Here is a 21,580-nt window from a genome sequence, read left to right on the forward strand (position 1 = left end):
GTCGCACCGTTCCCCGCGCTCCTGACGAGGCCTACCGCAGCTGGTCCACGTACTTGTCGGTGCCCGGGATCGTCGGGATGAAAGGCGCGAGCAGTTCACGGCGGCCCATGTCAGGGTCTGCCGGGTCGGCGAAGCACTGCTCCCAGCACTCCCTCGGGTCCGCCTCCAGGAACCACAGCAGCGTGAGCCGGGTGTCGACGCCCTCCACCTGCTTCACGTACGTCATGCGGTCGCCGGGCAGGGGGGTCGGGCGGAACACGGTCACCATGGCCGCCGGTGAGCCCGCCAGGCGTTTCGGGAGGTGGCGGGAGACCAGCCACTCCAGCAACTCCGCACGCCGCTCGGGGGATTCCGCGTCGATGACCTCCAGCACCAGGCCCGCGTACGGGTGGTCCAGGGCGTGGAAGTCCCTCGGGCCCGCCGCTCCGTCGCGGTAGACCGTGGCCTCGTGGTCCTGGAACGCGGTGAAGACGTGGGTGCGGTCGCGATAGACGCGGGCGTCGCGGTTGAGGCGCTTGTTGATGGCCACCGTCCACTTCATGTGGTCGTCGTAGCGGCCCTCGGTGACCCAGTACACGGAGAGGTAGCAGCCCGTCGTCACCGGCTGGGCCACCGCCGACTTCTCCGGCACGCGCAGGAGTTGCAGGTCCCGGGTGGCCACCCAGCGGCGGCCCGCGAACATCCAGGGCATGGCCATCGCACCGGCGTAGTAGTGGTCGTCCTCGTACCAGCGGTTGTAGGCGTACTCGTGGCCGGGATGCGGTTCGACCATGGTGATCAGGGCGTGACCGGGACGGACTCCGTAGGGTCCGGTGGCGGCCAGTTCGGCGTACGTCTCGCTGCGGGTCTCCTCCGACATGGGACCTTCCCTCCTCCAGCGCTCGCCCATACTCTGACGCTCCGTCAGATATTGCGCCAGAGGCAGGAATCAGGGAGGCCGCCGGTATGTCACTTCTCTCCGGGAAGACCGTCGTGGTGTCGGGAGTCGGCGCCGGGCTCGGCCACCGGGTCGCCGCGGCCGTCGTACGGGACGGCGGCAACGCCGTACTGGGGGCGCGCACCGAGGCGAACCTCGCGAAGAGCGCCGCCGAGATCGACCCCGACGGGGCGCACACCGCGTACCGGCCGACGGACATCACCGACGAGAGGCAGTGCGAGGCGCTCGCGGAACTGGCGATGGAGCGGTTCGGGCGGCTGGACGCGATGGTGCAGGTGGCCGCGTGGGACGGCTACTTCGGCGGGCTGGAGGACGCCGACTTCGCGACCTGGCAGTCGGTCGTCGACGTGAACCTGCTGGGTTCGCTGCGGATGACCCGGGCCTGTCTGCCGGGGCTGCGGGCGGCGGGCGGGGGTTCGGTGGTGTTCGTCGGGACGCAGTCGGCCGTGGCCGCGCCCTCGCAGGTGCGGCAGGCCGCGTACGCCGCCTCGAAGGGGGCGCTGACCAGTGCGATGTACTCGCTGGCGCGGGAGCTCGGGCCGGACCGGATCCGGGTCAACACCGTGCTGCCGGGCTGGATGTGGGGGCCGCCGGTGCAGGCGTACGTGCGGTTCACGGCCCACACGGAGCAGGTGCCGGAGGCGGACGTGCTGAAGCGGCTCACCGACCGGATGGCGCTGCCCGACCTCGCTACCGACGGGGACGTGGCCGACGCGACGGTGTTCCTGGCCTCGGACCGGGCCCGGGCGATCACCGGACAGTCGTTGCTGGTCAACGCCGGGGAGCTGATGCGGTGAGTTCATGTAGATGAACGCAGGCCATCAGCTCGAATGATTTTACCTCCCTTTGACCTTACGCCGCCTTGTCGTGTCCACGCAGCGACCCCCACGATGAGCGCCGGGCTGATCCCCTGGGAGGGCGCATATGAACGGTCTCGACTGGGCCGTGCTCATCGGCTATTTCGGTGTGATGGTCGCGATCGGCGTCTGGTCGCACAAACGCGTGGACGACGTCAGCGACTTCTTCACCGCGGGCGGCAAGATGCCGTGGTGGCTGTCGGGCATCTCGCACCACATGTCGGGTTACAGCGCGGTGATGTTCACCGGGTACGCGGGCATCGCCTACACCTACGGCGTCACGTCCTTCGTCACCTGGTCCTTCCCCATCGCCCTCGGCATCGCGATCGGATCGAAGCTGTTCGCGCCGCGCATCAACCGGCTGCGCTCACGCCTCCATGTGGCTTCCCCGCTCGAATACCTCAAGAACCGCTACGACCTGAAGACCCAGCAGGCGCTGGCCTGGTCCGGCATGCTGCTGAAGATCGTGGACGTGGGCGCCAAGTGGGCCGCGATCGCCACCCTGTTGTCGGTGTTCACCGGGATCTCCCTCAACCAGGGCATCCTGATCACCGGCGGCATCACCGCCGTCTACTGCACGATCGGCGGGCTGTGGGCCGACGCGCTCACCGAGCTGGGCCAGTTCGTCATCCAACTCCTCGCCGGCATCGCGATGTTCGTCGCCGTCGTCCTCAAGCTCGACGACAAGGGCATCGGCTTCTTCGGCGCCTGGGACGAGCCGGAGCTCCAGGGCCACGGGGAGCCGCTGGTCGGGCCGTACGGCACGGTCTTCCTGCTCGCCTTCCTCTTCATCAAGCTGTTCGAGTACAACGGCGGCATGCTCAACCAGGCCCAGCGCTACATGGCCACGGCCAACGCCCACCAGGCGGAGCGCTCGGCGCGGCTGTCGGCGATCCTGTGGCTGGTGTGGCCGGTCGTCCTGTTCTTCCCCATGTGGATGTCCCCGCTGCTGGTCGAGTCGCAGAAGCCGGACGGCTCCGACTCCTACGGCCTGATGACCGAACAGCTGCTGCCGCACGGCCTGTTGGGCCTGGTGATCGTCGGGTTCTTCTCGCACACCATGGCCATGTGCTCCTCCGACGCCAACGCCATCGCGGCCGTCTTCACCCGGGACTGCGCCCCGGTGGTGTGGCGCAGGGCGCGCTCCTGGAGCCAGGGGCAGGGGCTCAGGGTCGCCCGCATCACCACGGTCGTCTTCCTCGGCCTGTCGATGGCGGCGGCCACCCAGGTCAACTCCCCCACCTTCAAGGACATCATCACGGTGGTGATCAAGTGGGTGGCCGGTCTGATGGGCCCGATGGCCATCCCGATGATGCTCGGCCTGCTGCGCCCCTTCCGCCGCTCCGGCCCCAGCGCCGCGCTCACCAGCTGGTCGATGGGCCTGCTCACGTTCTGGCTGGTCAACTACCCGATCAGCTGGAACGTCGAGGGCGGGGTCCCGCTCCAGTACCAGGTCTCCATCCCGCTGGCCGTCTCCCTGGTCCTCTACGTCCTCATCGGGTTCGTCAAGCCCGAGGACACCCCGGAGCGCCTCGCGATCATCGAAAAGATCAACACGGACGGGGACAGTGCCGCGGCCGCGGCGATCCCGACGCCGGCGGGCGGTGTGGAGGACGTGGTCGGCCTGGGGGTGAAGGACCAGCCCCGGCCGTAGGGCTCAGGCCCTCGGATAGCGGACCAGCCACCCCGGGGACGCCCCCGCGGGCCCGTGCAGCGCGGGGCCCTGGGTCATCTCCATCGCGAAGTCGTCGGCGAGTTCCAGCAGCGTGGGACGGCCCTCCAGCTCGGCCAGCCAGGCCGGCGGGAGGGCCGTCTCGCCGTGCAGGGCACCGAGCAGACCGCCGGTGAGGGCGCCGGCCGCGGCGGAGGGACCGTCGTGGTTCACGGCGAGGCACAGACCGTGCCGTACGTCCTCCCCCACCAGCGCGCAGTACACGGCGGCGGACAGCAGCCCGTCCGCCGAACCGTCGGCCGCGAGCTCCTGCACGCGTGCCGGGGTGGGCATCCCCTGCCGTACGGCCCCCAGCGCGTGCTGGAGCGCGTCCGACACCGGCTCGTGCCCGGGCCGCGCGGCCAGCAGCGCGAGCGCCCGCTGCACCGCCCCGTCCAGGTTGTCGCCGAGGGCCAGCGCGTGCACGATCACGGCGTACGCGCCCGCCGACAGATAGGCGACGGGGTGCCCGTGGGTCTGCGCGGCGCACTCCACGGCGAGCTGTACGACGAGCTGCGGCTCCCATCCGACGAGCAGCCCGAAGGGCGCGGAACGGGCCGCCGCCTCGGGCCCGAGTTCGTTGGGGTTCTTGGGCGACTCCAGTGTCCCCATGGTGTCGTCGCCGAACCCGATGAGCAGGGACCGGGCCGGGTCGCGGCGGGCGTACAGCCACTCCTCGCGGGCCAGCCACCCGTCGTCCTTGCGCCGCTCGTCGGGCCCCCAGTCCCGCTGGGTGGCGGCCCAGCGCAGATACGCCCGGTGCAGGTCGGTGGGCGGGTGCCAGGCGCCGGTGTCCCGGCGCACCTGCGCCCGTATGAGCCCGTCCACGGTGAAGAGGCTGAGCTGGGTCAGGTGGGTGACGGCGCCGCGCCGGCCGTACCCGAAGCCGAGGTCCACCAGGCCCTCGGCGCCGTACGTCTCCCGGATCTCGTCCAGCCCGAGCCCGTCGACCGGTGCGCCCAGCGCGTCGCCCACCGCCACCCCGAGGAGGGTCCCGCGCACCCGGCTCCGGAAGTCCTGCTGCTCGGCGCGCCCCCAGACGACGGCCCCGGCTGTCGCACCCACCAAGACCTCCCGTGGCGACCGTCCGTATGTACGACGCTCAGCACTGTAATCGACGGGGGGTGCGGGGTTCAGGGGACGTGTGGGTATGCGCCACTTCAACGGCCGGGGTGCCCCCCTTCGGTCAGCTCCCCGCGGACCACCGCTCCTGGAGCGCGGCCTTGGCCTCCGTCACCGCTGTCAGGCAGGTGGTGAGGCGGGAGGACCGGTCGGCGCCCGGGGCGGCCAGGAGCTCGGCGAGGATGAGGGCCAGGGTGGCCAGGTCGTCCCATTCCGGGGCGACGGCGAGGAGTTCGGACAGCCCACGGTCCGCCCGCGGGTCGTCGGCCAGCGCGCAGCCCAGGAAGCAGTGGGCCTGGGCGCGCATCACGGGCTCCATGTCGGCGTCCTGCTCGACCAGCCTCGCGAGGTCCTGCCAGAGGGGTTCGGCGGCCTCGGGGCCCTCGGCGCAGTGGACCGTCATGGCGAGTTGGAACGTGCCGAGGACCGGCTCCCGCTCCCGCAGGCGCTCGGCATGAGCGCGGGCCTGCGCCCAGCGGCCGTGGTGGCGGTGGATTTCCACCCATGTGTCGTCCGGCCCCGGAAGGGGGGAAGCCGCCAGCCGCTCCTCCGCCTCCTCCCAGCGCTCGCTGAGCAGCAGCAGTCCGATCGCCGTCTCCCGCTCCTCCGTCATCTCGGGATCCAGCGCCACACAGCGGTCCAGGTCGGCCAGGGCCTGCTCGGTGCGGCCGATCGCCAGGCACACCCGGCCCCGCCGGCCGTACGCCCAGGCGTACTCCGGGTCGGACGCGAGGGCGCGGTCCAGGTGGTCCAGGGCCTCCTGGTAGGACTTGCGGGCGTGGTGGATCGCGCCCAGGCCCGCCAGGCAGGTCGCGTGGGCCGGGTCCTGCGCGAGGACGGCGTGGAACAGGGGCAGCGCCTCGTCGTGGCGGCCCTCGAAGCGGTACGCCGAGGCGAGCTCGGCCTGGATCCAGTAGGTCTCCGGTTCCGCCGCGACAGCCCGCCGCAGGTCCTCGAGGACACCGTCCCGGTCGCCCAGCGCGCGCTTCACCCGGGATCTCATCACCAGCGCCCAGGCGTAGTCGGGGATCAGCGCCAGCGCCCGGTCCAGGTCGGCCAACGCCTCCTCGTTGCGGCCGAGTTCACCCAGCACCTGTCCGCGGCTCGCCAGCGCCGAGGCGTGTCCCGGCTCCAGTTCGACCGCGCGCGCCAGCTCCACCACGGCTTCCTCGTAGCGCCCCTCGACCCGGTAGGCGTCCCCGCGTTCCGAGGCGATCCAGGCCCGGTCGGGTGCGAGCGCGGCCGCCCGGTCGAGGTCGGCGAACGCCTTGTCCCGGTCGCCGCGCGTGCGGTGCAGCCGGGCCCGGCGCACCAGCGCCCAGAGGTACTCGGGGTCGATGCTCAGCGCCCGGTCGAAGTCCGCGAGCGACTCGTCGAGCCGGCCCAGTGCGTGCCGGCACGCCGCCCGCCCGGCCAGGGCGATGTCGTCGGTGGGGTCGAGGGCGAGGGCACGGGTGTAGTCGGCGTCCGCTTCCGGGAGGCGGGACGCCAGGCGGTAGGTCTCGGCCCGCTCGGCGATGACCCAGGCCGCGTCGGGGGCGAGTTCGACGGCCCGGTCGAGGGCGGCCAGGGCCGCCGGGTAGTCGTCCAGCAACTGGTGGGTGAGGCCCCGGCCGTAGTGGGCGAGGGGCTGCTGCGGGTCCAGCTCGATGGCGCGGTCGTACTCCCGGAGGGCCTGCGCGTACTCCTGGCGCCTGCGCAGTTCCCTGCCGCGCAGGGCGTGCGCCTCCGCCCGGCCGGGCAGGTCGAGGCCGGGGCGGGTCAGCAGCAGGTCCAGCGCCGCGCTCACTCCGTTCTCCTCGTCGGCCAGTGCCGCGCCCAGCGACCGTCCCCATTCGCGCAGTACGGCGTGGTCCGTGGCGTCGCCCGCCTCCTCCAGCATCCGTGCCCAGCGGCGGGCGACGACCTCGTCCTCACGGCACGCGGTGACGAAGCCGCGCAGCGCCTCGGCGAGCGCGGCGGGCGGGCGGGCGCACAGCAGGTGGTACACCTCCTCCAGCCGCAGTTCCCACCACTCCTCGTCCGCCCACAACTCCTCGCGGCGGCGGCCGGCTTCGGTGTCCTCGCGCCACTCGGTGTACGCCTGCGCGAGCCGCCGGTGCCGGCTCGTCCAGTCGGTGCGGGACCGGAGCCGCTCCAGGCGCAGCATCTGCGCGCGGACCAGGTCGTGGTACTGGAGCCGCGCGCCGCGCTGTCCGACGAACGGCAGTGCCGTCAACCACGCGTACAGCGCGTCGAGTTCGTCCTCGGGGGCGGGGACGAGCAGCCGGAAGACGTCGGCGTCCAGCTTCCTGGGCAGCGCGCAGGCACGGGCGACCTTGCGGCGGGCCTCCGGCTCGGGCTTCAGGAAGCGTTCCACCGCCGTCGTACTGGGGTCGATCACGTTGTCCGGGCCGTCGGGCCGCCTGGCCGCGAGGGTCGACACGAGGACGGGGAGGCCGCCCGTCAGGCGCAGCACCTCCTCGACGACCGGCTCCGCCACGACGCCCCGCGCGGCGAGCAGCCGTCGCGCCTCGGCCTCGGTGAACGGGGCCAGCGGCATTTCCGCCACCGCGTCCAGGCCGCCCCAGCGGGAGGCGTCCAGGGGGCGCTGTCCCGCGGTGACCACCACGACGGCGGCGGGCAGCCGGCCGTGCTCCCTGGGCTTGGTGAGGACGTCGTACAGCCACGGGTCGAGGAAGGGGCCGGTCCGCTCGTACGTGTCGAAGAACAGGACGATCCACGGGACGGCGGCGGCCGCGGACCGCAGGTCGCCGAGCAGCACCGGGGTGAGGACCCGCTCCGGGGTGAGGACCAGGTCGACGTCGTCGGGGTTGCGGAAGCGGGCGCCGAGGCCGGCCCGCAGCCTGTCGGCGCCCTGGGCGAGCCGGTCGGCGGGAAGGGCGCGCGTGACGAGCTGGGCGCCCGGCAGGGCGGCCTCCAGGGCGCCCAGACCGACGTCGACCGCCATCCTGCTGCCGGTCGAGGCGGTCTCCATGGCGGCGTCGGGTGCGAGGGCCGCGAGGGTGGCGGCCTCCGCCTCGCGCCGCCGCTCCCGCCAGGTGGCGAGGCGCCGCTCCAGGTCCTTCAACCGGCGTCCCTGGGCGGAGAGTTCACGGCACAGCGTCTCCATCGCCTCGGGCACGCTGCCCACGCTGTCGTCGACATGGGCGGTGAGCGCCCCGCGTTCCCTGGCGAGGTGGGCCAGCTCCTGGACGAGGGAGGTCTTCCCGATGCCCGCGCTGCCGTGGACGTGGAACCGGAAGCGGTGCCGGGGGTCGCCGGGCGGGATGTCGAAGTTGCCGAGGAACGCGGCCCGTTCGGCCTCGCGGCCCACGAATCCGGCCCGGGTGCGCCGCAGGATCAGCTCCTGCGCCGACGGCTCCGCCTGCACCATGCGTCCGTCCCCTCGTCGCGGTCCGCCTGCCTCCCATTCTGGCGCAACCGCTCTGGATCACACCGCCCCGCCGGGGGAAGATGGCCTCCATGGCATCGACACCCCCACGCACCACACGCAGTGCTCTCCACCTCTCCGCCACCCTGCTGACCGCGAGCGTCGCGCTGTACACAGCGCTCGTCGCGTTCGGGAACATCACCGACTTCGGGACGAACCAGGCGTTCGTGCAGCACGTTCTCGCGATGGACACGACGTTCAAGGACGACGACCTGATGTGGAGAGCCATAACCAGCAAGGGACTTCAGAACACGGCGTACGTGGCGATCATCGTCTGGGAGACGCTCGCGGCGCTCGTGCTGATCTACGGCACCTGGCTGTGGGTGCGCCGGGACGACCAGGCGGCCCGGCGGTTCTCCACCTACGGGCTGCTCATGCTCATGCTGCTGTTCGGCGCCGGGTTCATCGCGATCGGCGGCGAGTGGTTCTCCATGTGGCAGTCGGACACCTGGAACGGGCTGGACGCGGCGCTGCGGGTGTTCGTGTTCAGCGGGGTCGCCCTGCTGGTGGTCAACCTGCCCGACCGCAGCGCTAGTTGACGACGACGACTTTCGTCCCCGTCTCGCCGAACGTCCACAGGGCCGAGCCGTCCGCCGCCTTCATGCGGATGCCGCCGGTTGGCGCGCCGTTCGCGGGCGGGGGCGAGGAGCCGTCCACCGCGTTGGAGAAGGCGACGTTCACGCCGTCCACGGCGGTGAAGTACACGATGTGCTCGATCCGCACGCCGTCGGAGCCGGTGGTCGGCTCGCCCCGGCGCAGGGAGACGGAGTAGGTGCCGGGGGCGGGGGCCACCGTCCCCGGCCAGACGGCGAAGGTCCGGCGGGCCGCCTCGCTCGCGTCGATCAGCCACACCCGCTTGTCGCCGAGCGAGTAGACGATCCGGCGGCCGGTGCCGGAGCCGTCCGGCACCGCGGTCGCGGACGGCTCGGGCCGCGCGGACGCGCTGGGCGACGCCGACACACTCGGCCTGCCGGTGAGGGCCACACCCGGCTTGGTTCCCTTGTCGGCCTGTACGGCCAGGGCGACGACGGCGGCGATCGCCCCCACGGTCAGACCCGTCACCCAGACCTTCGGGGCTGGCACGGCACGCATCTCCTCGGCTCAGGATCCCCGTCGAACGGGGGTCGGATCATCGTACCGGCCCCCGCCCGAACACCTCTCCGGTCAGTCCAGCACCGGCAGCAGCTCCGGCAGGTGCCCGTCGGAGGCCCGCGCCGCCTGCTGGCGCTCCTCCGGCACCGGCCCGTACAGCGTGGTGCGCGGCCGGGCGGGACGGCCCGCCGCCTCCGCCACCGCGACGAGGTCCTTCACCGACTTGTAGGAGCCGTACGACGAGCCCGCCATCCGCGAGATCGTCTCCTCCATCAGCGTGCCGCCGAGGTCGTTCGCGCCGGAGCGGAGCATCTCGGCCGCCCCCTCGGTGCCGAGCTTCACCCAGCTCGTCTGGATGTTCGGCACCCAGGGGTGCAGCAGCAGCCTGGCCATCGCCGTGACCGCCCGGTTGTCCCGCATGGAGGGGCCGGGGCGGGCGATGCCGGCCAGGTACACCGGGGCGTTGGTGTGGATGAAGGGGAGCGTCACGAACTCGGTGAAGCCGCCGGTGCGCTGCTGGATGCCGGCCAGCGTGCGCAGGTGGCCCAGCCAGTGGCGGGGCTGGTCCACGTGGCCGTACATCATCGTCGAGGAGGAGCGCAGGCCGACCTGGTGGGCGGTCTCGATCACCTCGATCCAGGTCGCCGTCGGCAGCTTGCCCTTGGTCAGCACCCAGCGGACCTCGTCGTCGAGGATCTCGGCGGCCGTGCCGGGTATGGAGTCGAGGCCGGCCTCCTTGGCCGCGGTCAGCCACTCGCGGATCGACATGCCGGTGCGGGTGGCGCCGTTGACGACCTCCATCGGCGAGAAGGCGTGCACGTGCATGCCGGGGACGCGGGACTTGACCGCCTTCGCGATGTCGAAGTACGCCGTGCCGGGCAGGTCCGGATGGATGCCGCCCTGCATGCAGACCTCCACCGCGCCGACCTCCCAGGCCTGCTGGGCGCGGTCGGCGACCTGGTCGAGGGAGAGCGTGTAGGCGTCGGCGTCGGTGCGCCGCTGGGCGAAGGCGCAGAACCGGCAGCCGGTGTAGCAGACGTTGGTGAAGTTGATGTTCCGCGTGACGATGTAGGTCACGTCGTCGCCGACCGCCGACTTGCGGACGTCGTCGGCCACCTGGCACAGGGCGTCCAGGGCCGGGCCGTCGGCGTGCAGCAACGCGAGGGCCTCCTCGTCGGTCAGCCTGGTGGGATCGTCGGCGGCGGTCCGCAGCGCGTCGCGCACGTCCGTGTCGATGCGCTCGGGCACCATGCCGGGCGCGGCCGCCTCGCGCAGGGCGCCCCAGTCGCCGTAGACCTCGTCGAAGTCGTCGCGGCGGTCGGACGTACGGCCCTCGGTATCGATGGAGGTGTGCAGGTCGGTGCGGCCGGTGGCCACGAAGACCTCCTCCGGCTCCTGCCAGGGCAGGCCCTGCGGGAGGGCGTCGGGACGCGCGAGGCCGGTGGCCGGGTCGGCGAGGGCCGCCACGTGCGGCCGCAGCCGGGGGTCCAGCCAGGGCTCGCCGCGCTGGACGAACTCGGGGTACACGCACAGGCGTTCCCGCAGTTCGAAGCCGGCCGCGGCGGACCGCTCGGTCAGCTCCTCGATCTGCGGCCAGGGGCGCTCGGGGTTCACATGGTCGATGGTGAGCGGGCTGACCCCGCCCCAGTCGTCGATCCCGGCCCCGATCAGGCGCTCGTACTCGCTGTCGACGAGGTTCGGCGGGGCCTGGATGTTGGCGGCCGGGCCCATGATGAGACGGGCGACGGCCACGGCGGCGACCAGTTCGTCGAGCTCCGCGTCCGGCATGCCGCGCATCGCGGTGTCCGGCTTGGCGCGGAAGTTCTGGATGATCAGTTCCTGGATGCCGTGGTACGACCGCGCGGTGCGCCGGAGGGCGAACAGGGACTCGGCGCGCTCCTCGTGGGTCTCGCCGATGCCGATGAGGATGCCCGAGGTGAAGGGGACGGAGGAGCGCCCGGCGTCCTCCAGCACCCGTAGCCGTACGGCGGGCTCCTTGTCCGGGGAGCCGTGGTGCGGACCGCCGGGCTCGGACCAGAGCCTGGTGGCCGTGGTCTCCAGCATCATGCCCATGCTCGGCGCGACCGGCTTGAGCCGCTGGAAGTCGGTCCAGGAGAGCACGCCCGGGTTGAGGTGGGGCAGGAGCCCGGTCTCCTCCAGGATCCGGACGGAGACGGCCCGCACGTAGGCGATGGTGTCGTCGTAGCCGTGCGCGTCCAGCCACTCCCTGGCCTCCGGCCAGCGGTCCTCGGGCTTGTCGCCGAGGGTGATGAGGGCTTCCTTGCAGCCCACCGCGGCACCCTTGCGGGCCACGTCGAGGACCTCGTCGGGGGACATGAACATGCCGTGACCGGCCCGGCGGAGCTTGCCGGGCACGGTCACGAAGGTGCAGTAGTGGCACTTGTCCCGGCACAGCCGGGTCAGCGGGATGAAGACGCTCTTCGAGTACGTGATGACACCGGGGCGGCCGGCCTGTTCGAGGCCGGCGTCCCGTACCCGTGCGGCGGACGCGGTGAGGTCGTCCAGGGCCGGGCCGCGGGCCTGGAGCAGCACCGCGGCCTCGGAGACGTCGAGGGCGACGCCGTCCCGGGCACGTTTGAGAGCGCGACGCATGGAGTTCTCGGTGGGGCCGGTTCCGGAGGTCGCGGAGGTCGTCATCCTTCGAGCATACGAGCGGTGTGATCAGCGCAGGAGTGCCGCCCTGCCGGGGCGGTGTCACACACCGCCGGTGCCGCCCTGGACATAACGGGCATACTCGTCGAGCACCTTGAGCACCTCACCCTCCCCCGCCGGCGGCAGCTGGAGCACGACCTCCTCGATGCCGAGCTCGGCGTAGTGGGCGAGCTTGCCGGGGGTGGGCAGGACGGCGTACGGGACGACCTGGAGGGTGCCCGGGTCGCGGCCCGCGTCCGCCCAGGCGGCGCGCAGCACCGGCAGGGACTCGCCGAGCCCCCGTCCGCCGATCGGCAGCCACCCGTCGGCGTACTCGCAGATGTGGGAGAACAGCTTGGGTCCGGCGGCACCGCCCACCAGGGTCCGCTTCTGCACCGGCTTCGGGAAGGCATGGCTGGCCCTGACACTCCCGAACTCGCCTTCGTAGGCGGTCGGTTCGTCCGCCCACAGGGCGTGCATGAGCGCCATCCGGTCCCGCACGAGGTCACGCCGGGTGCGCCACTCGACGCCGTGGTCGGCGGCCTCCTCGACGTTCCACCCGAACCCGAGCCCGAGCGTGAACCGGCCGCCGGAGAGGTGGTCGAGGGTGGCGATCTGCTTGGCGAGGTCGATCGGGTCGTGCTGGGCGACGAGCGTGATCCCGGTGCCGAGACCGAGCCGCTCGGTGACGGCGGCGGCCTGGCCGAGCGCGACGAAGGGGTCGAGGGTACGGCCGTACTCGCGCGGCAGCTCGCCGCCCGCCGGGTACGGGGTGACCCGCTCGACGGGGATGTGGGTGTGCTCGGGCAGATACAGCCCTCCGAAGCCCCGCGCCTCCAGCTCACGGGCGAGCCGGGTCGGGGTGATGGTCTCGTCGGTGAGGAAGATCGTCACGGAAATACGCATGAGGCATCTGTACCGGGCCGGGCCGGGGATGTCCATACCGACTGGTCGGCATCGCGATCGGGAGGGCGGCCCGTGGGGCCTGTAGGTGGTCTGTCCGGGGACCGTAGGCCGCCTGTCGGGGCGGTACGTCCGATGTCGGCGGTCTGTCGACGGGGCCCCGGAGCCTTGCCGGAGACGGCCGGCCGGAACTCACCGGCGGCCCCGTCCCGAAGGAGCCACCATGCTGCGAACCCCTGTCACGATCATCGGCGCCGGACTCGGCGGTCTCACCCTCGCCCGCGTCCTGCACGTGAACGGCATCCCGGCCACCGTCTACGAGGCGGAGTCCTCGCCGACCGCCCGCGCGCAGGGCGGGATGCTCGACATCCACGACTACAACGGGCAGTCGGCCCTCCGGGCGGCCGGTCTGACGGACGGGTTCCGCGCCCTCGTCCTGGAGGGCCGTGAGGCGATGCGTATGGCCGGCCCGGACGGCACCGTCCTGTTCGACAAGCCCGACGACGGCACCGGCGACCGCCCGGAGGTGCAGCGCGGCGAACTGCGGCAGCTCCTGCTGGACTCGCTGCCGGCCGGCACGGTCCGCTGGGGCCACAAGGTCAGCGGCGCCAGGACGCTGGGCGGGGGCCGCCACGAGGTGACGTTCACCGACGGCACCTCGGTCGCCACCGGCCTGCTGGTCGGGGCGGACGGCGCCTGGTCGCGGACACGTCCGCTGCTCTCCGCCGCGCAGCCCGAGTACACCGGGATGTCCTGCGTCGAGGTGTACCTGCACGACGCCGACACCCGGCACCCGGCCGCCGCGAAGGTGGTCGGAAGCGGGGCGCTGTTCGTGCTCGCGCCCGGCAAGGGTTTCGTGACGCACCGGGAACGGGGCGGCGACCTGCACACGTACGTGATGCTGGCCCGGCCGCAGGACTGGTTCGCGGACATCGACTTCACCGACACCGCCGCGGCCCTCGCGCGCATCCTGCGGGAGTTCGACGGCTGGGCACCGGAACTCACCGCGCTGATCAGCGAGGCCGACACCGCCCCGGTGCTGCGTCCCTTCGCCGCCCTGCCCGCCGGGCACCGCTGGGAGCGGGTGCCGGGAGTGACCCTGATCGGCGACGCCGCCCATGTGGCCGCCCCGAACGGCGAGGGCGCCAACCTCGCCATGCTCGACGGCGCGGAACTCGCCCGGTCCCTGGCGGCCCACCCCGACGACATCGAGACCGCGCTCACCGCATACGAGCAGGCCATGTTCCCCCGCAGCGCCGAGACCGCCACCGAGGGCACCGAGCTCTACGCCCTCATGTTCGGCGCAGACACACCGCACGGGCTGATCAGCCTGTTCAGGGAGGAGGAGGGGGGCGAGTGACCCGGGCCGGTCATCCGTCGGGCCAGCGGTGTCTGCCGCCGCCCGGCGAGATGAGGAGTTCGCCGTCCCGGACCTGCCATTCCGCGGTGCCGTCGATCTCGTGGCTGGCGAGAAACAGGCCACTGACGCGGTCCCCGTCCTCGTCGCACTCCAGCCAGCCTCTGACCGACACGTAGATGCCCATCGGTTTCTCCTCGGCTCACTCCGGCCCGTCCGCCAGGTCCGCCACCACCGCCATGTGGTCCGAGGGCCACACCCCGTCAACGGGGCCGTCCCCCGCGCGCCGGACGTCCAGGACGTGGCCCAGTCCCGAAGGGGCCGGTGGGCCCACGTGGATGTAGTCGATGCGGACGGGCGGGTCCAGGCGGACGTAGGGGTTGGCGGGGTCCCAGGTCGCGGAGGGGGCCGTAGGGTCGGCGTACTCCCAGGCGTCCAGGAAGAGTTGGCCGGGGGCGGCCGGGGCCGTCCTGTAGCCGCCGAAGAGGCGGACCTCGTCGGAGTCGGGCCAGGCGTTGAAGTCGCCGGTGATCACCGGCGGGAAGTCGGTGCCGGAGCGGTGGGCGGCCACGAACTCCGCCAGCGCGGTGACCTGTTGGCAGCGGACCGCCGAGGCGGTGGGGGCCGAGGTGAGGTGGGTGGTGAAGAAGGGGATCTCACCGCAAGGGCCTGCCAGTCGGGTGTGGAAGGCGAGGCGGCCGTCGTCCAGGTCGTCCGGGGCGGGGAGCCGGAGGACTGCACGGTCGAGCACCGGCCAGCGGCTCAGGACCGCGTTGCCGACCTCCACGCCCGGGTCGCCGATCCGCCGCTGCCAGCGCTCCGAGGCGGGCGACGGGGCCCACGCCCAGTGCAGGCCCAGCTCGCCCGCGAGCCACTCGGCGAGGTTCTCGGTACCCGCCGACCACACCTCCTGGAGGCCGACCACGTCGGGGCGCAGCTCCCGCAGCACGGCCAGGATCGCCTTCTGCCGTTCCTCCCACGGGCCGAAGCGCCACCACAGGTTCCAGGTCACCACGCGCATCGCCGACACCCTTCGTCCACCCGGCCGCCCCTGAGATCATCGGGGTCGCCCGTCAGGTTACGGAAGACGAGAGACAGGAGTCCCGACCGCCCATGTCCCGCGACGCCGAGCGCAAGTACCGTGCCGCCAGGGCCGTTCAGCGCCTGCTCAACCCGGTCATGCGCCGGCTGCCCCTCCAGACCGTCCTGGAGACCACCGGCCGCAGTTCGGGCCTGCCCCGCCGGACCCCGGTGGGCGGCAGGCGGATCGGCGGTTCCTTCTGGCTGGTCTCCGAGTTCGGGGAGCGCTCGCAGTACGTCCGCAACATCAAGGCGGACGCACGGGTCAGGGTGCGGATCCGGGGGCGCTGGCACACCGGGACCGCCCATCTCCTGCCGGACGACGACACCGCCGTACGACTGCGCTCGCTGCCCGCGCTGAACAGCGTGGCGGTACGGGCCATAGGGGCGGGGCAGTTGACCGTGCGGGTGGATCTGGACGGCTGACGGGCGGCGGCCCCGGCCAGGCGGGGGCCACCGCCGCGCCGCCGTTCAGCGCGTCGCCCGCCTCACTTGGCCGGCTTGTAGAACGCGTACGTCGCCGTGTACGCCACGCTCACCTGGTCCGTGCCGGTGCAGGTGGTGGCGGGGGCCACGCCGCCGGTCGTGTTCAGGCGCTGTATGTAGGAGACACCGCCGAAGACGCCCGTGCCCCGGGTCGCGGTGGCCTGGAGGAGGAGTTCGGGGATGGTGCCCTCCTTGGGGGAGGTGGCGACGGCCGTGGCGTTCACCGCGCTGCCGTCCACCGTGGAGACCCAGACGGGGCCGCGGGAGTGCAGGGCGACGGTGCGGCCTCTCCGGTCGGAGAGGGTGGCGGCGGGCTCCAGGAGCTTCCAGGCGCCGTCGGTGCAGGTGTACGTCTGCACGCCCCGGGCCGGGTACACGCCGGTCAGCTTGTTGCCGTCCGGCACCTTGACGGCGGCGGGGGCCTTCACGGGCTTCGGCGCGGCGTCCGCGGTGGCCGCGTTGCCGGCGGTCGTCCCCAGGAAGGCGGTCGCGGCGAGGGCCGCAGTGGTCAGAGTGAGGCGTTTGGTGAGCTTCAAGTCAGTTCTCCGGAAGGGTTCTTGACTGGTCTTCAGTACGGCGGTGTCGAACTCGCCGCCCCCCGGCCGGGACTCTACGGGGCCACCCCCGGGTTACCGGCCAGTTGGCCGAACACGCGCTCCCGAAGCCCCTCTCACCCCGGCCAGATGATCGACTGCACCTCGCTGTAGGCGTGCAGCGCGTACGACCCGCAGTCCCGTCCGACCCCGCTCCTGCGGAAGCCGCCGAACGGCGCCTCCATGTTCCGGCCGACCGTGTTGACCCCGACTCCCCCGGCGCGCAGCCGCCGGGCCACGCGGAAGGCGCGGGCGACGTCCGCCGACCAGACGTAGTCGATCAGGCCGTAGTCGCTGTCGTTGGCGAGGGCGATGCCCTCCTCCTCGTCGTCGAAGGGCGTCACGGTCACGACCGGGCCGAAGATCTCCTCGCGGACCACGCGCATGTCGGGGCGGCAGTCGACGAGGAGCGTCGGGGCGACGTAGAAGCCCCGCTCCAGCGGCGGGCGTTCGCCGCCGGCGGCCACCACAGCGCCCTCCTTGCGGCCCAGTTCGACGTACGACTCCACCCGCTCCCGGTGCGCGGCCGAGATCACCGGACCGACGGCCGTCCCGGACTCGCGCGGGTCACCGACCTTCAACCGGGCCGCGTACGCCACGAGTTGCTCGACGAGGCGGTCGTGGACCGCCCGCTGGACCAGCACCCGCGTCGGTGCCGTGCAGATCTGTCCGCTGTAGAAGGAGAAGGTGGTGCCGATCCCGGCCACGGCCGATCCGAGGTCCGCGTCCTCGAAGACGAGCGCCGCCCCCTTGCCGCCCAGTTCCATCAACTGCCGTTTCATGGACCGCCCGCACGCCTCGGCGATGCGCTGTCCCACCGCCGTGGAGCCGGTGAAGCTGACCATGTCGACGTCGGGCGAGTCGACGGCTGCCTCGCCGACCTCCACGGAACGGCCGCTCACCACGTTCACGACCCCGCGCGGCACCCCGGCCGCCTCCAGCGCCTCCGCCATGCGGTAGACGGAGAGGGGGTCCTGCGGGGCGGGCTTGACCACCACCGTGTTGCCCATGGCGAGGGCGGGGGCGATCTTCCCGGCGGGGTTGGCCCAGGGGTTGTTGTACGACGTGACGCAGGCGACGACCCCGACGGGCTGCCGGACGGCCAGCGCCCCCATCACCGCTGCCACCCCCATCGGTCCGGCCTCGTTGACCTGCGGCTCGATCGCCCACTCCGCGGGTTCGACGCGCGCGTACCGCCGGAACCGGGCGGCGGCCACCCCGACCTGCATGCCCCGGGCCACCGCCGTGGTCGCGCCGGTCTCGGCCCGGGCGAGTTCGGCGTACGGTCCGAGCCGGGAACGGATGATGTCGGCGGCCCGCGCCAGCACGGCGCACCGCTCCTCCGGTGCCGTGCGCGACCACGGTCCGAGGGCCTCGCGGGCCGCGGCACAGGCCGCGCGCACCTGATCCCGTGAGGCCTCCGGGGCTCGTCCGACGGTCTCCTCGGTGGCCGGGTCGACCACCGCGTAGTGCCCGGCGTCCGGAGCCACCCATGCACCGCCGACGAACAGCGCCTGTTCCTCAGGGGCACTCACCTGGTGCTCACCGTCCGCGTGTCCCGCCCCGACCGCAGCACCCGGCCCGGCACGGCTCCGCTCACCACGTCGTCGCGGATGGCCTCGACCCCGTTGACCCACACGGCCCGGACGCCGATCGCCTTGGAGTCCAGCCGGGGACTGTCGCCCGGCAGGTCGTGCACCAGGGTGGCCGTGCCCGCGGCGATCCGCTCCGGGTCGAAGAGCACGAGGTCCGCATGGAAGCCCTCCTCGATCCGCCCGCGCTCGCGCAGCCCGAACAACCGGGCCGGGTCGTCGGTGAGCATCTTCACGGCCTGTTCCAGCGAGGTCAGTCTCCGGCCGCGCAGGCAGTCCCCGAGGAAGCGGGTCGTGTACGGCGCCCCGCACATCCGGTCCAGGTGCGCGCCCGCGTCGGACCCGCCGAGCAGCACGTCCTCGTGCTGCCAGGTCTCGGCCCGCAGGGCCCAGGACGCCGGGTCGTTGTCGGTGGGCATGGGCCACAGGACCGTCCGCAGCGAGTCGGCCGCACAGATCTCGACGAGCGTGGCGAACGGCTCCTGCCCGCGCTCGGCGGCGATGTCCTCCACGACGCGTCCGCTGAGCCCGCGGTTGGTGTCGCTGTAGGTGTCCCCGATGACGTACCGCCCGAAGTTGGTCAGCCGCCGGAAGACCCCGGCCTCCTTGGACCGGGAGTGCCGCAGCAGTTCCCTCTGCACGTCCGGGTCGCGCAGCCTCTCGATGCGCTCGGGGACGGGCAGGGCGAGGACCGGGCCCCAGCCGGGGATGAGGTTCAGCGCGCAGAAGGTGCCCAGGGACATGTTCATCGGGGTGAGGATCGGCATGGTGAGGGCGACGACCCGGCCGCCCGCCTTGCGGGCCTGCTCGCTCGCGAACAGCTGCCTCGGCACCCGCTCGGGGACGGCCGAGTCGATGGTCAGCACGTTCCAGTTCAGGGGGCGTCCGGCCGCCGCGCTCATTTCGACGAACAGCTCGATCTCGGCGTCGCTGAACTGGTCGAGGCAGCCGGCGACGATGGCCTCGATCTGGGTCCCCTCGTGCTCCCCCACGGCCCGTGACAGCGCGAGGAGTTCGGCGGGCAGCGCGTGCCGGGACGCCACGGGCCTGCCGTCGCCGTCGGAGTGCGTGGCGGACTGGGTGGTGGAGAACCCCCAGGCGCCGGCGTCCATCGCCTCGTGGAACAGCCGCAGCATCGCGTCGAGTTGCTCCTCGGACGGCCGGCCGCCGACGGCGTCCGGGCCCATGACGTACCGGCGCAGGGCGCAGTGCCCCACCATGAACCCGGCGTTGACGGCGATCCGGCCCTCCAGGGCGTCGAGGTACTCGCCGAAGGAGTGCCAGTTCCAGGGCGCGCCCTCCTCCAGGGCGACCAGGGACATCCCCTCGACCTTGGACATCATGCGGCGGGTGTAGTCGGCGTCGTCCGGGCGTCCCGGGTTCAGCGGCGCCAGCGTGAACCCGCAGTTCCCGGCGGCGACCGTGGTGACCCCGTGGTTGAGGGAGGGGGTCGCGTACGGGTCCCAGAAGAGCTGGGCGTCGTAGTGGGTGTGGGGGTCGACGAACCCGGGGGCGAGGACGAGCCCGGTGGCGTCCTCGCGGGTACGTGCGTCCTCGGTGACGTCGCCGACGACGGCGATACGTCCGTCACGGATGCCGACGTCGGCTCTGAACGCGGCCGCACCGGTCCCATCGACAACGGCGGCACCCTTGATGACGTGATCGAGCATGGGGTTCACCTCCTGGCATACAGGGGATCGGCCTACTCAGGGGCGCGGGGAACTGCGCGACCAGCCCCCACCCGCCCGCAGCCGCCGTACGGCCTCAGGCGGCTTCCCGGAACCGCGTGGTCCTGTGAACCGGATCCGTGTCGATCTTCGGGATCACGTGCTCCCCGATCAGCCGGATCGTCTGCAACGTCTCCTCCTTCGGCACCCCCACCGGCAGCCCGAAGCTGAGCTGGTCCGCCCCGGCCTGTTCCCAGCGCTTGCACTGGCGGACCACCTCGTCGGGGTCCCCGCAGATCAGCAGCTCCTCCTCGATGAGCACCTCGACGAACTCCGCGGTGTACTCGGGCAGCGTCTCGGGCCACACCGGGAACCCCTCGGGCCGCGGGAACGTGTCGTGGTAGCGGAAGACAAGCGAGGGCAGGTAGTGCAGGCCGCCGTGCACCGCGATCTCGATGGCCTCGGCGTGCGTGGGCGCGCAGATCGCGGTCGTCGTCACCATCACGTTGTCGTTGACGAAGTCCCCGATCGGCTCGGCGTTCACGACCGCCGTCTTGTACTGCTCGAGCACCCACTCCATGTCGGAGACCTTCTGCACGCTGAACCCGAGCACCCCGAGCCCTTTCTTCGCCGCCATGGCGTACGACGGCGGCGACCCGGCGGCGTACCACATCGCGGGGTGCGACTTCCCGTACGGCTTCGGCAGGACCTTGCGCGGCGGCAGCTGCCAGTGCTTGCCCTGGAAGCCGGCGTACTCGTCCTGGAGCCACATCTTCGGGAACTCGGCGATGGTCTCTTCCCAGATCTCCTTGGTGTGGTTCATGTCGGTGATGCCGGGGAGGAAGCCGAGGATCTCGTGCGAGCCGGCCCCGCGCCCGCTGCCGAACTCGAAGCGGTTCTGGGTGAGGTGGTCGAGCATGGCGACCTTCTCGGCGACCTTCACGGGGTGGTTGACCTGGGCGAGCGGGTTGAAGATGCCGGAGCCGAGGTGGATGCGCTCCGTGGCGTGTGCCAGGTAGCCGAGGAAGACGTCGTTGGCGGACAGGTGCGAGTACTCCTCCAGGAAGTGGTGCTCGGAGGCCCAGGCGTACTTGAAGCCGGAGCGGTCCGCCTGGATGACGTACTCGGTCTCCTCCATCAGCGCCTTGTGCTCGGCCAGCGGGTCGGTCTCGGCGCGCTTGCCCACGTATCCCTGTACAAAGAGCCCGAATTCCAAGGAGGTTCACCGTCCCCAGTTTTTCTGACGCTCCGTCAGATGTCTGATCTGCCGCCGACTGTGGCACCGGGCGCACCCGGGGTCAATAGCTGACGGCCTGTCAGATGACGGAGACCCCGGCGAGCCAGCCGCCGTCGATCACGAACGGCTGGCCGGTGATGTACGAGGAGTCGGCGGAGGTCAGGAAGAGCGCGAGCCGCGCCACCTCCTCCGGCCGCCCGATCCGGCCGAGCGGCACAAGCTTGCGGTAGAACCGGTCGAGCCCCCGGGAGGCCTCCTCCGCGTCCGCCGACGGGTCCAGGACCGCCGGGTTGGACATCGCGGTGTCGACGGCTCCGGGGCACATGGCGTTGACCCTGATCCCGCGCGGCGCCAGCTCCAGCGCGGCGACCCGGGTGAGCCCGAGGACCGCGTGCTTGGAGGCCGCGTAGGCGCCCACGCCGGCCATCCCGGTCACGCCGGTGTAGGAGGCCGTGTTGACGATCGTGCCGCCGTCGGACAGCACCGGACCCACGCTCCTGATCCCCAGGAAGCAACCGACCTGGTTGACCTGGAGCACCTGCATGAACTCCGTGAGGGGCGTGTCCAGGAGGGCGTTGAAGCGCAGGATGCCCGCGTTGTTGACGAGCCCGTCGACCCGCCCGTACTCCTCGACGGCGGCCTCCACCGCGCACTGCCAGTCCGCCTCCCGGCCCACGTCGAGGTGCACGTACAGCGCCCCGATCTCCTCGGCGAGCGCCTTGCCCCGCTCGTCCAGCACATCGCCCACCACGACCTGGGCGCCCTCCTGACGGAACAGGCGGGCCTCCTGCTCCCCCTGCCCGCGTGCCGCGCCGGTGACGAGGACGACACGTCCGTCCAGCTTGCCCATGCGGTGACTCC

At 72.2% G+C, this 21,580-nt stretch carries 18 protein-coding genes; 5 read left to right on the plus strand and 13 right to left on the minus strand.

What is annotated here, in order from left to right:
• Window positions 1–31: 31 nt before the first annotated feature.
• Window positions 32–859, minus strand: coding sequence for a hypothetical protein (locus ACIQJT_RS27280; RefSeq protein ID WP_402647813.1), 828 nt, complete (start codon window positions 857–859; stop codon window positions 32–34).
• Between the two features lie 86 nt (window positions 860–945).
• Between ACIQJT_RS27280 and ACIQJT_RS27285 the strand changes: the two genes are divergently transcribed.
• Complete coding sequence (locus tag ACIQJT_RS27285) at window positions 946–1,734, plus strand: SDR family oxidoreductase (RefSeq protein ID WP_402647816.1); 789 nt, start codon at window positions 946–948, stop codon at window positions 1,732–1,734.
• A gap of 127 nt (window positions 1,735–1,861) precedes the next feature.
• Window positions 1,862–3,448: a sodium:solute symporter family protein gene (locus ACIQJT_RS27290; RefSeq protein ID WP_402647819.1), complete on the plus strand. Its 1,587-nt coding sequence runs from the start codon at window positions 1,862–1,864 to the stop codon at window positions 3,446–3,448.
• 3 nt (window positions 3,449–3,451) lie between these two features.
• Here ACIQJT_RS27290 and ACIQJT_RS27295 read toward each other — a convergent pair whose 3' ends face one another.
• Together ACIQJT_RS27295 and ACIQJT_RS27300 are read right to left on the minus strand one after the other, a co-directional pair.
• Window positions 3,452–4,570, minus strand: coding sequence for an ADP-ribosylglycohydrolase family protein (locus ACIQJT_RS27295; RefSeq protein WP_365452054.1), 1,119 nt, complete (start codon window positions 4,568–4,570; stop codon window positions 3,452–3,454).
• Between the two features lie 121 nt (window positions 4,571–4,691).
• Window positions 4,692–8,003 carry a tetratricopeptide repeat protein gene (locus ACIQJT_RS27300; protein ID WP_402647821.1) on the minus strand — a complete coding sequence of 1,104 codons (3,312 nt, stop codon included), beginning with the start codon at window positions 8,001–8,003 and terminating at the stop codon, window positions 4,692–4,694.
• A gap of 89 nt (window positions 8,004–8,092) precedes the next feature.
• Here ACIQJT_RS27300 and ACIQJT_RS27305 point away from each other — a divergent pair, with 89 nt between their 5' ends.
• The gene (locus ACIQJT_RS27305; protein ID WP_365452058.1) at window positions 8,093–8,599 is read left to right on the plus strand and encodes a DUF2165 domain-containing protein; all 507 of its coding nucleotides are present in this window, start codon (window positions 8,093–8,095) and stop codon (window positions 8,597–8,599) included.
• Here the strand turns inward: ACIQJT_RS27305 and ACIQJT_RS27310 are convergent.
• The 3 genes from ACIQJT_RS27310 to ACIQJT_RS27320 all read right to left on the minus strand — a co-directional run bounded on the left by ACIQJT_RS27310 (window position 8,592) and on the right by ACIQJT_RS27320 (window position 12,710).
• Window positions 8,592–9,152, minus strand: a complete 561-nt coding sequence (locus ACIQJT_RS27310) for a hypothetical protein (protein WP_402647824.1) — start codon at window positions 9,150–9,152, stop codon at window positions 8,592–8,594. The genes ACIQJT_RS27305 and ACIQJT_RS27310 overlap by 8 nt on opposite strands.
• Before the next feature lie 72 nt (window positions 9,153–9,224).
• Complete coding sequence (locus ACIQJT_RS27315) at window positions 9,225–11,810, minus strand: bifunctional FO biosynthesis protein CofGH (RefSeq protein WP_402647827.1); 2,586 nt, start codon at window positions 11,808–11,810, stop codon at window positions 9,225–9,227.
• Between the two features lie 57 nt (window positions 11,811–11,867).
• Window positions 11,868–12,710, minus strand: coding sequence for an LLM class F420-dependent oxidoreductase (locus ACIQJT_RS27320; protein WP_402647830.1), 843 nt, complete (start codon window positions 12,708–12,710; stop codon window positions 11,868–11,870).
• Window positions 12,711–12,930: 220 nt separating this feature from the next.
• Between ACIQJT_RS27320 and ACIQJT_RS27325 the strand changes: the two genes are divergently transcribed.
• Complete coding sequence (locus ACIQJT_RS27325) at window positions 12,931–14,067, plus strand: FAD-dependent oxidoreductase (RefSeq protein WP_402647833.1); 1,137 nt, start codon at window positions 12,931–12,933, stop codon at window positions 14,065–14,067.
• Between the two features lie 10 nt (window positions 14,068–14,077).
• On the opposite strand, the gene ACIQJT_RS27330 is transcribed toward ACIQJT_RS27325, so the two are convergent.
• Together ACIQJT_RS27330 and ACIQJT_RS27335 are read right to left on the minus strand one after the other, a co-directional pair.
• Window positions 14,078–14,251 carry a hypothetical protein gene (locus tag ACIQJT_RS27330; protein WP_402647835.1) on the minus strand — a complete coding sequence of 58 codons (174 nt, stop codon included), beginning with the start codon at window positions 14,249–14,251 and terminating at the stop codon, window positions 14,078–14,080.
• Between the two features lie 15 nt (window positions 14,252–14,266).
• Complete coding sequence (locus ACIQJT_RS27335) at window positions 14,267–15,085, minus strand: endonuclease/exonuclease/phosphatase family protein (RefSeq protein WP_365452070.1); 819 nt, start codon at window positions 15,083–15,085, stop codon at window positions 14,267–14,269.
• 92 nt (window positions 15,086–15,177) lie between these two features.
• Between ACIQJT_RS27335 and ACIQJT_RS27340 the strand changes: the two genes are divergently transcribed.
• Window positions 15,178–15,570 (plus strand): nitroreductase/quinone reductase family protein, encoded by a 393-nt coding sequence (locus tag ACIQJT_RS27340; RefSeq protein ID WP_365452072.1) that lies wholly within the window; start codon window positions 15,178–15,180, stop codon window positions 15,568–15,570.
• 62 nt (window positions 15,571–15,632) lie between these two features.
• Here ACIQJT_RS27340 and ACIQJT_RS27345 read toward each other — a convergent pair whose 3' ends face one another.
• The 5 genes from ACIQJT_RS27345 to ACIQJT_RS27365 form a co-directional block, all read right to left on the minus strand.
• The gene (locus tag ACIQJT_RS27345; RefSeq protein WP_365452074.1) at window positions 15,633–16,166 is read right to left on the minus strand and encodes a DUF3455 domain-containing protein; all 534 of its coding nucleotides are present in this window, start codon (window positions 16,164–16,166) and stop codon (window positions 15,633–15,635) included.
• A gap of 134 nt (window positions 16,167–16,300) precedes the next feature.
• Window positions 16,301–17,758, minus strand: a complete 1,458-nt coding sequence (locus tag ACIQJT_RS27350) for an aldehyde dehydrogenase family protein (RefSeq protein ID WP_402647839.1) — start codon at window positions 17,756–17,758, stop codon at window positions 16,301–16,303.
• Window positions 17,755–19,485: a D-aminoacylase gene (locus ACIQJT_RS27355; RefSeq protein WP_365452078.1), complete on the minus strand. Its 1,731-nt coding sequence runs from the start codon at window positions 19,483–19,485 to the stop codon at window positions 17,755–17,757. Before ACIQJT_RS27355 ends, ACIQJT_RS27350 begins: the two co-directional genes overlap by 4 nt.
• A 94-nt stretch (window positions 19,486–19,579) precedes the next feature.
• Window positions 19,580–20,698, minus strand: coding sequence for an LLM class flavin-dependent oxidoreductase (locus tag ACIQJT_RS27360; RefSeq protein WP_365452080.1), 1,119 nt, complete (start codon window positions 20,696–20,698; stop codon window positions 19,580–19,582).
• A 100-nt stretch (window positions 20,699–20,798) separates the two neighbouring features.
• The gene (locus ACIQJT_RS27365; RefSeq protein WP_365452081.1) at window positions 20,799–21,569 is read right to left on the minus strand and encodes a glucose 1-dehydrogenase; all 771 of its coding nucleotides are present in this window, start codon (window positions 21,567–21,569) and stop codon (window positions 20,799–20,801) included.
• Window positions 21,570–21,580: the final 11 nt, after the last annotated feature.

It is taken from the genome of Streptomyces sp. NPDC091972 (assembly GCF_044756385.1).
In the GTDB taxonomy this organism is placed as follows: domain Bacteria; phylum Actinomycetota; class Actinomycetes; order Streptomycetales; family Streptomycetaceae; genus Streptomyces.

Coding starts and splice junctions, on each gene's coding strand:
- ACIQJT_RS27320 (WP_402647830.1), bottom strand. CDS start 12,710: ATGCGTATTTCCGTGACGATCTTCCTCACCGACGAGACCATCACCCCG.
- ACIQJT_RS27310 (WP_402647824.1), bottom strand. CDS start 9,152: ATGCGTGCCGTGCCAGCCCCGAAGGTCTGGGTGACGGGTCTGACCGTG.
- ACIQJT_RS27325 (WP_402647833.1), top strand. CDS start 12,931: ATGCTGCGAACCCCTGTCACGATCATCGGCGCCGGACTCGGCGGTCTC.
- ACIQJT_RS27330 (WP_402647835.1), bottom strand. CDS start 14,251: ATGGGCATCTACGTGTCGGTCAGAGGCTGGCTGGAGTGCGACGAGGAC.
- ACIQJT_RS27315 (WP_402647827.1), bottom strand. CDS start 11,810: ATGACGACCTCCGCGACCTCCGGAACCGGCCCCACCGAGAACTCCATG.
- ACIQJT_RS27305 (WP_365452058.1), top strand. CDS start 8,093: ATGGCATCGACACCCCCACGCACCACACGCAGTGCTCTCCACCTCTCC.
- ACIQJT_RS27280 (WP_402647813.1), bottom strand. CDS start 859: ATGTCGGAGGAGACCCGCAGCGAGACGTACGCCGAACTGGCCGCCACC.
- ACIQJT_RS27285 (WP_402647816.1), top strand. CDS start 946: ATGTCACTTCTCTCCGGGAAGACCGTCGTGGTGTCGGGAGTCGGCGCC.
- ACIQJT_RS27290 (WP_402647819.1), top strand. CDS start 1,862: ATGAACGGTCTCGACTGGGCCGTGCTCATCGGCTATTTCGGTGTGATG.
- ACIQJT_RS27365 (WP_365452081.1), bottom strand. CDS start 21,569: ATGGGCAAGCTGGACGGACGTGTCGTCCTCGTCACCGGCGCGGCACGC.
- ACIQJT_RS27340 (WP_365452072.1), top strand. CDS start 15,178: ATGTCCCGCGACGCCGAGCGCAAGTACCGTGCCGCCAGGGCCGTTCAG.
- ACIQJT_RS27300 (WP_402647821.1), bottom strand. CDS start 8,003: ATGGTGCAGGCGGAGCCGTCGGCGCAGGAGCTGATCCTGCGGCGCACC.
- ACIQJT_RS27335 (WP_365452070.1), bottom strand. CDS start 15,085: ATGCGCGTGGTGACCTGGAACCTGTGGTGGCGCTTCGGCCCGTGGGAG.
- ACIQJT_RS27355 (WP_365452078.1), bottom strand. CDS start 19,485: ATGCTCGATCACGTCATCAAGGGTGCCGCCGTTGTCGATGGGACCGGT.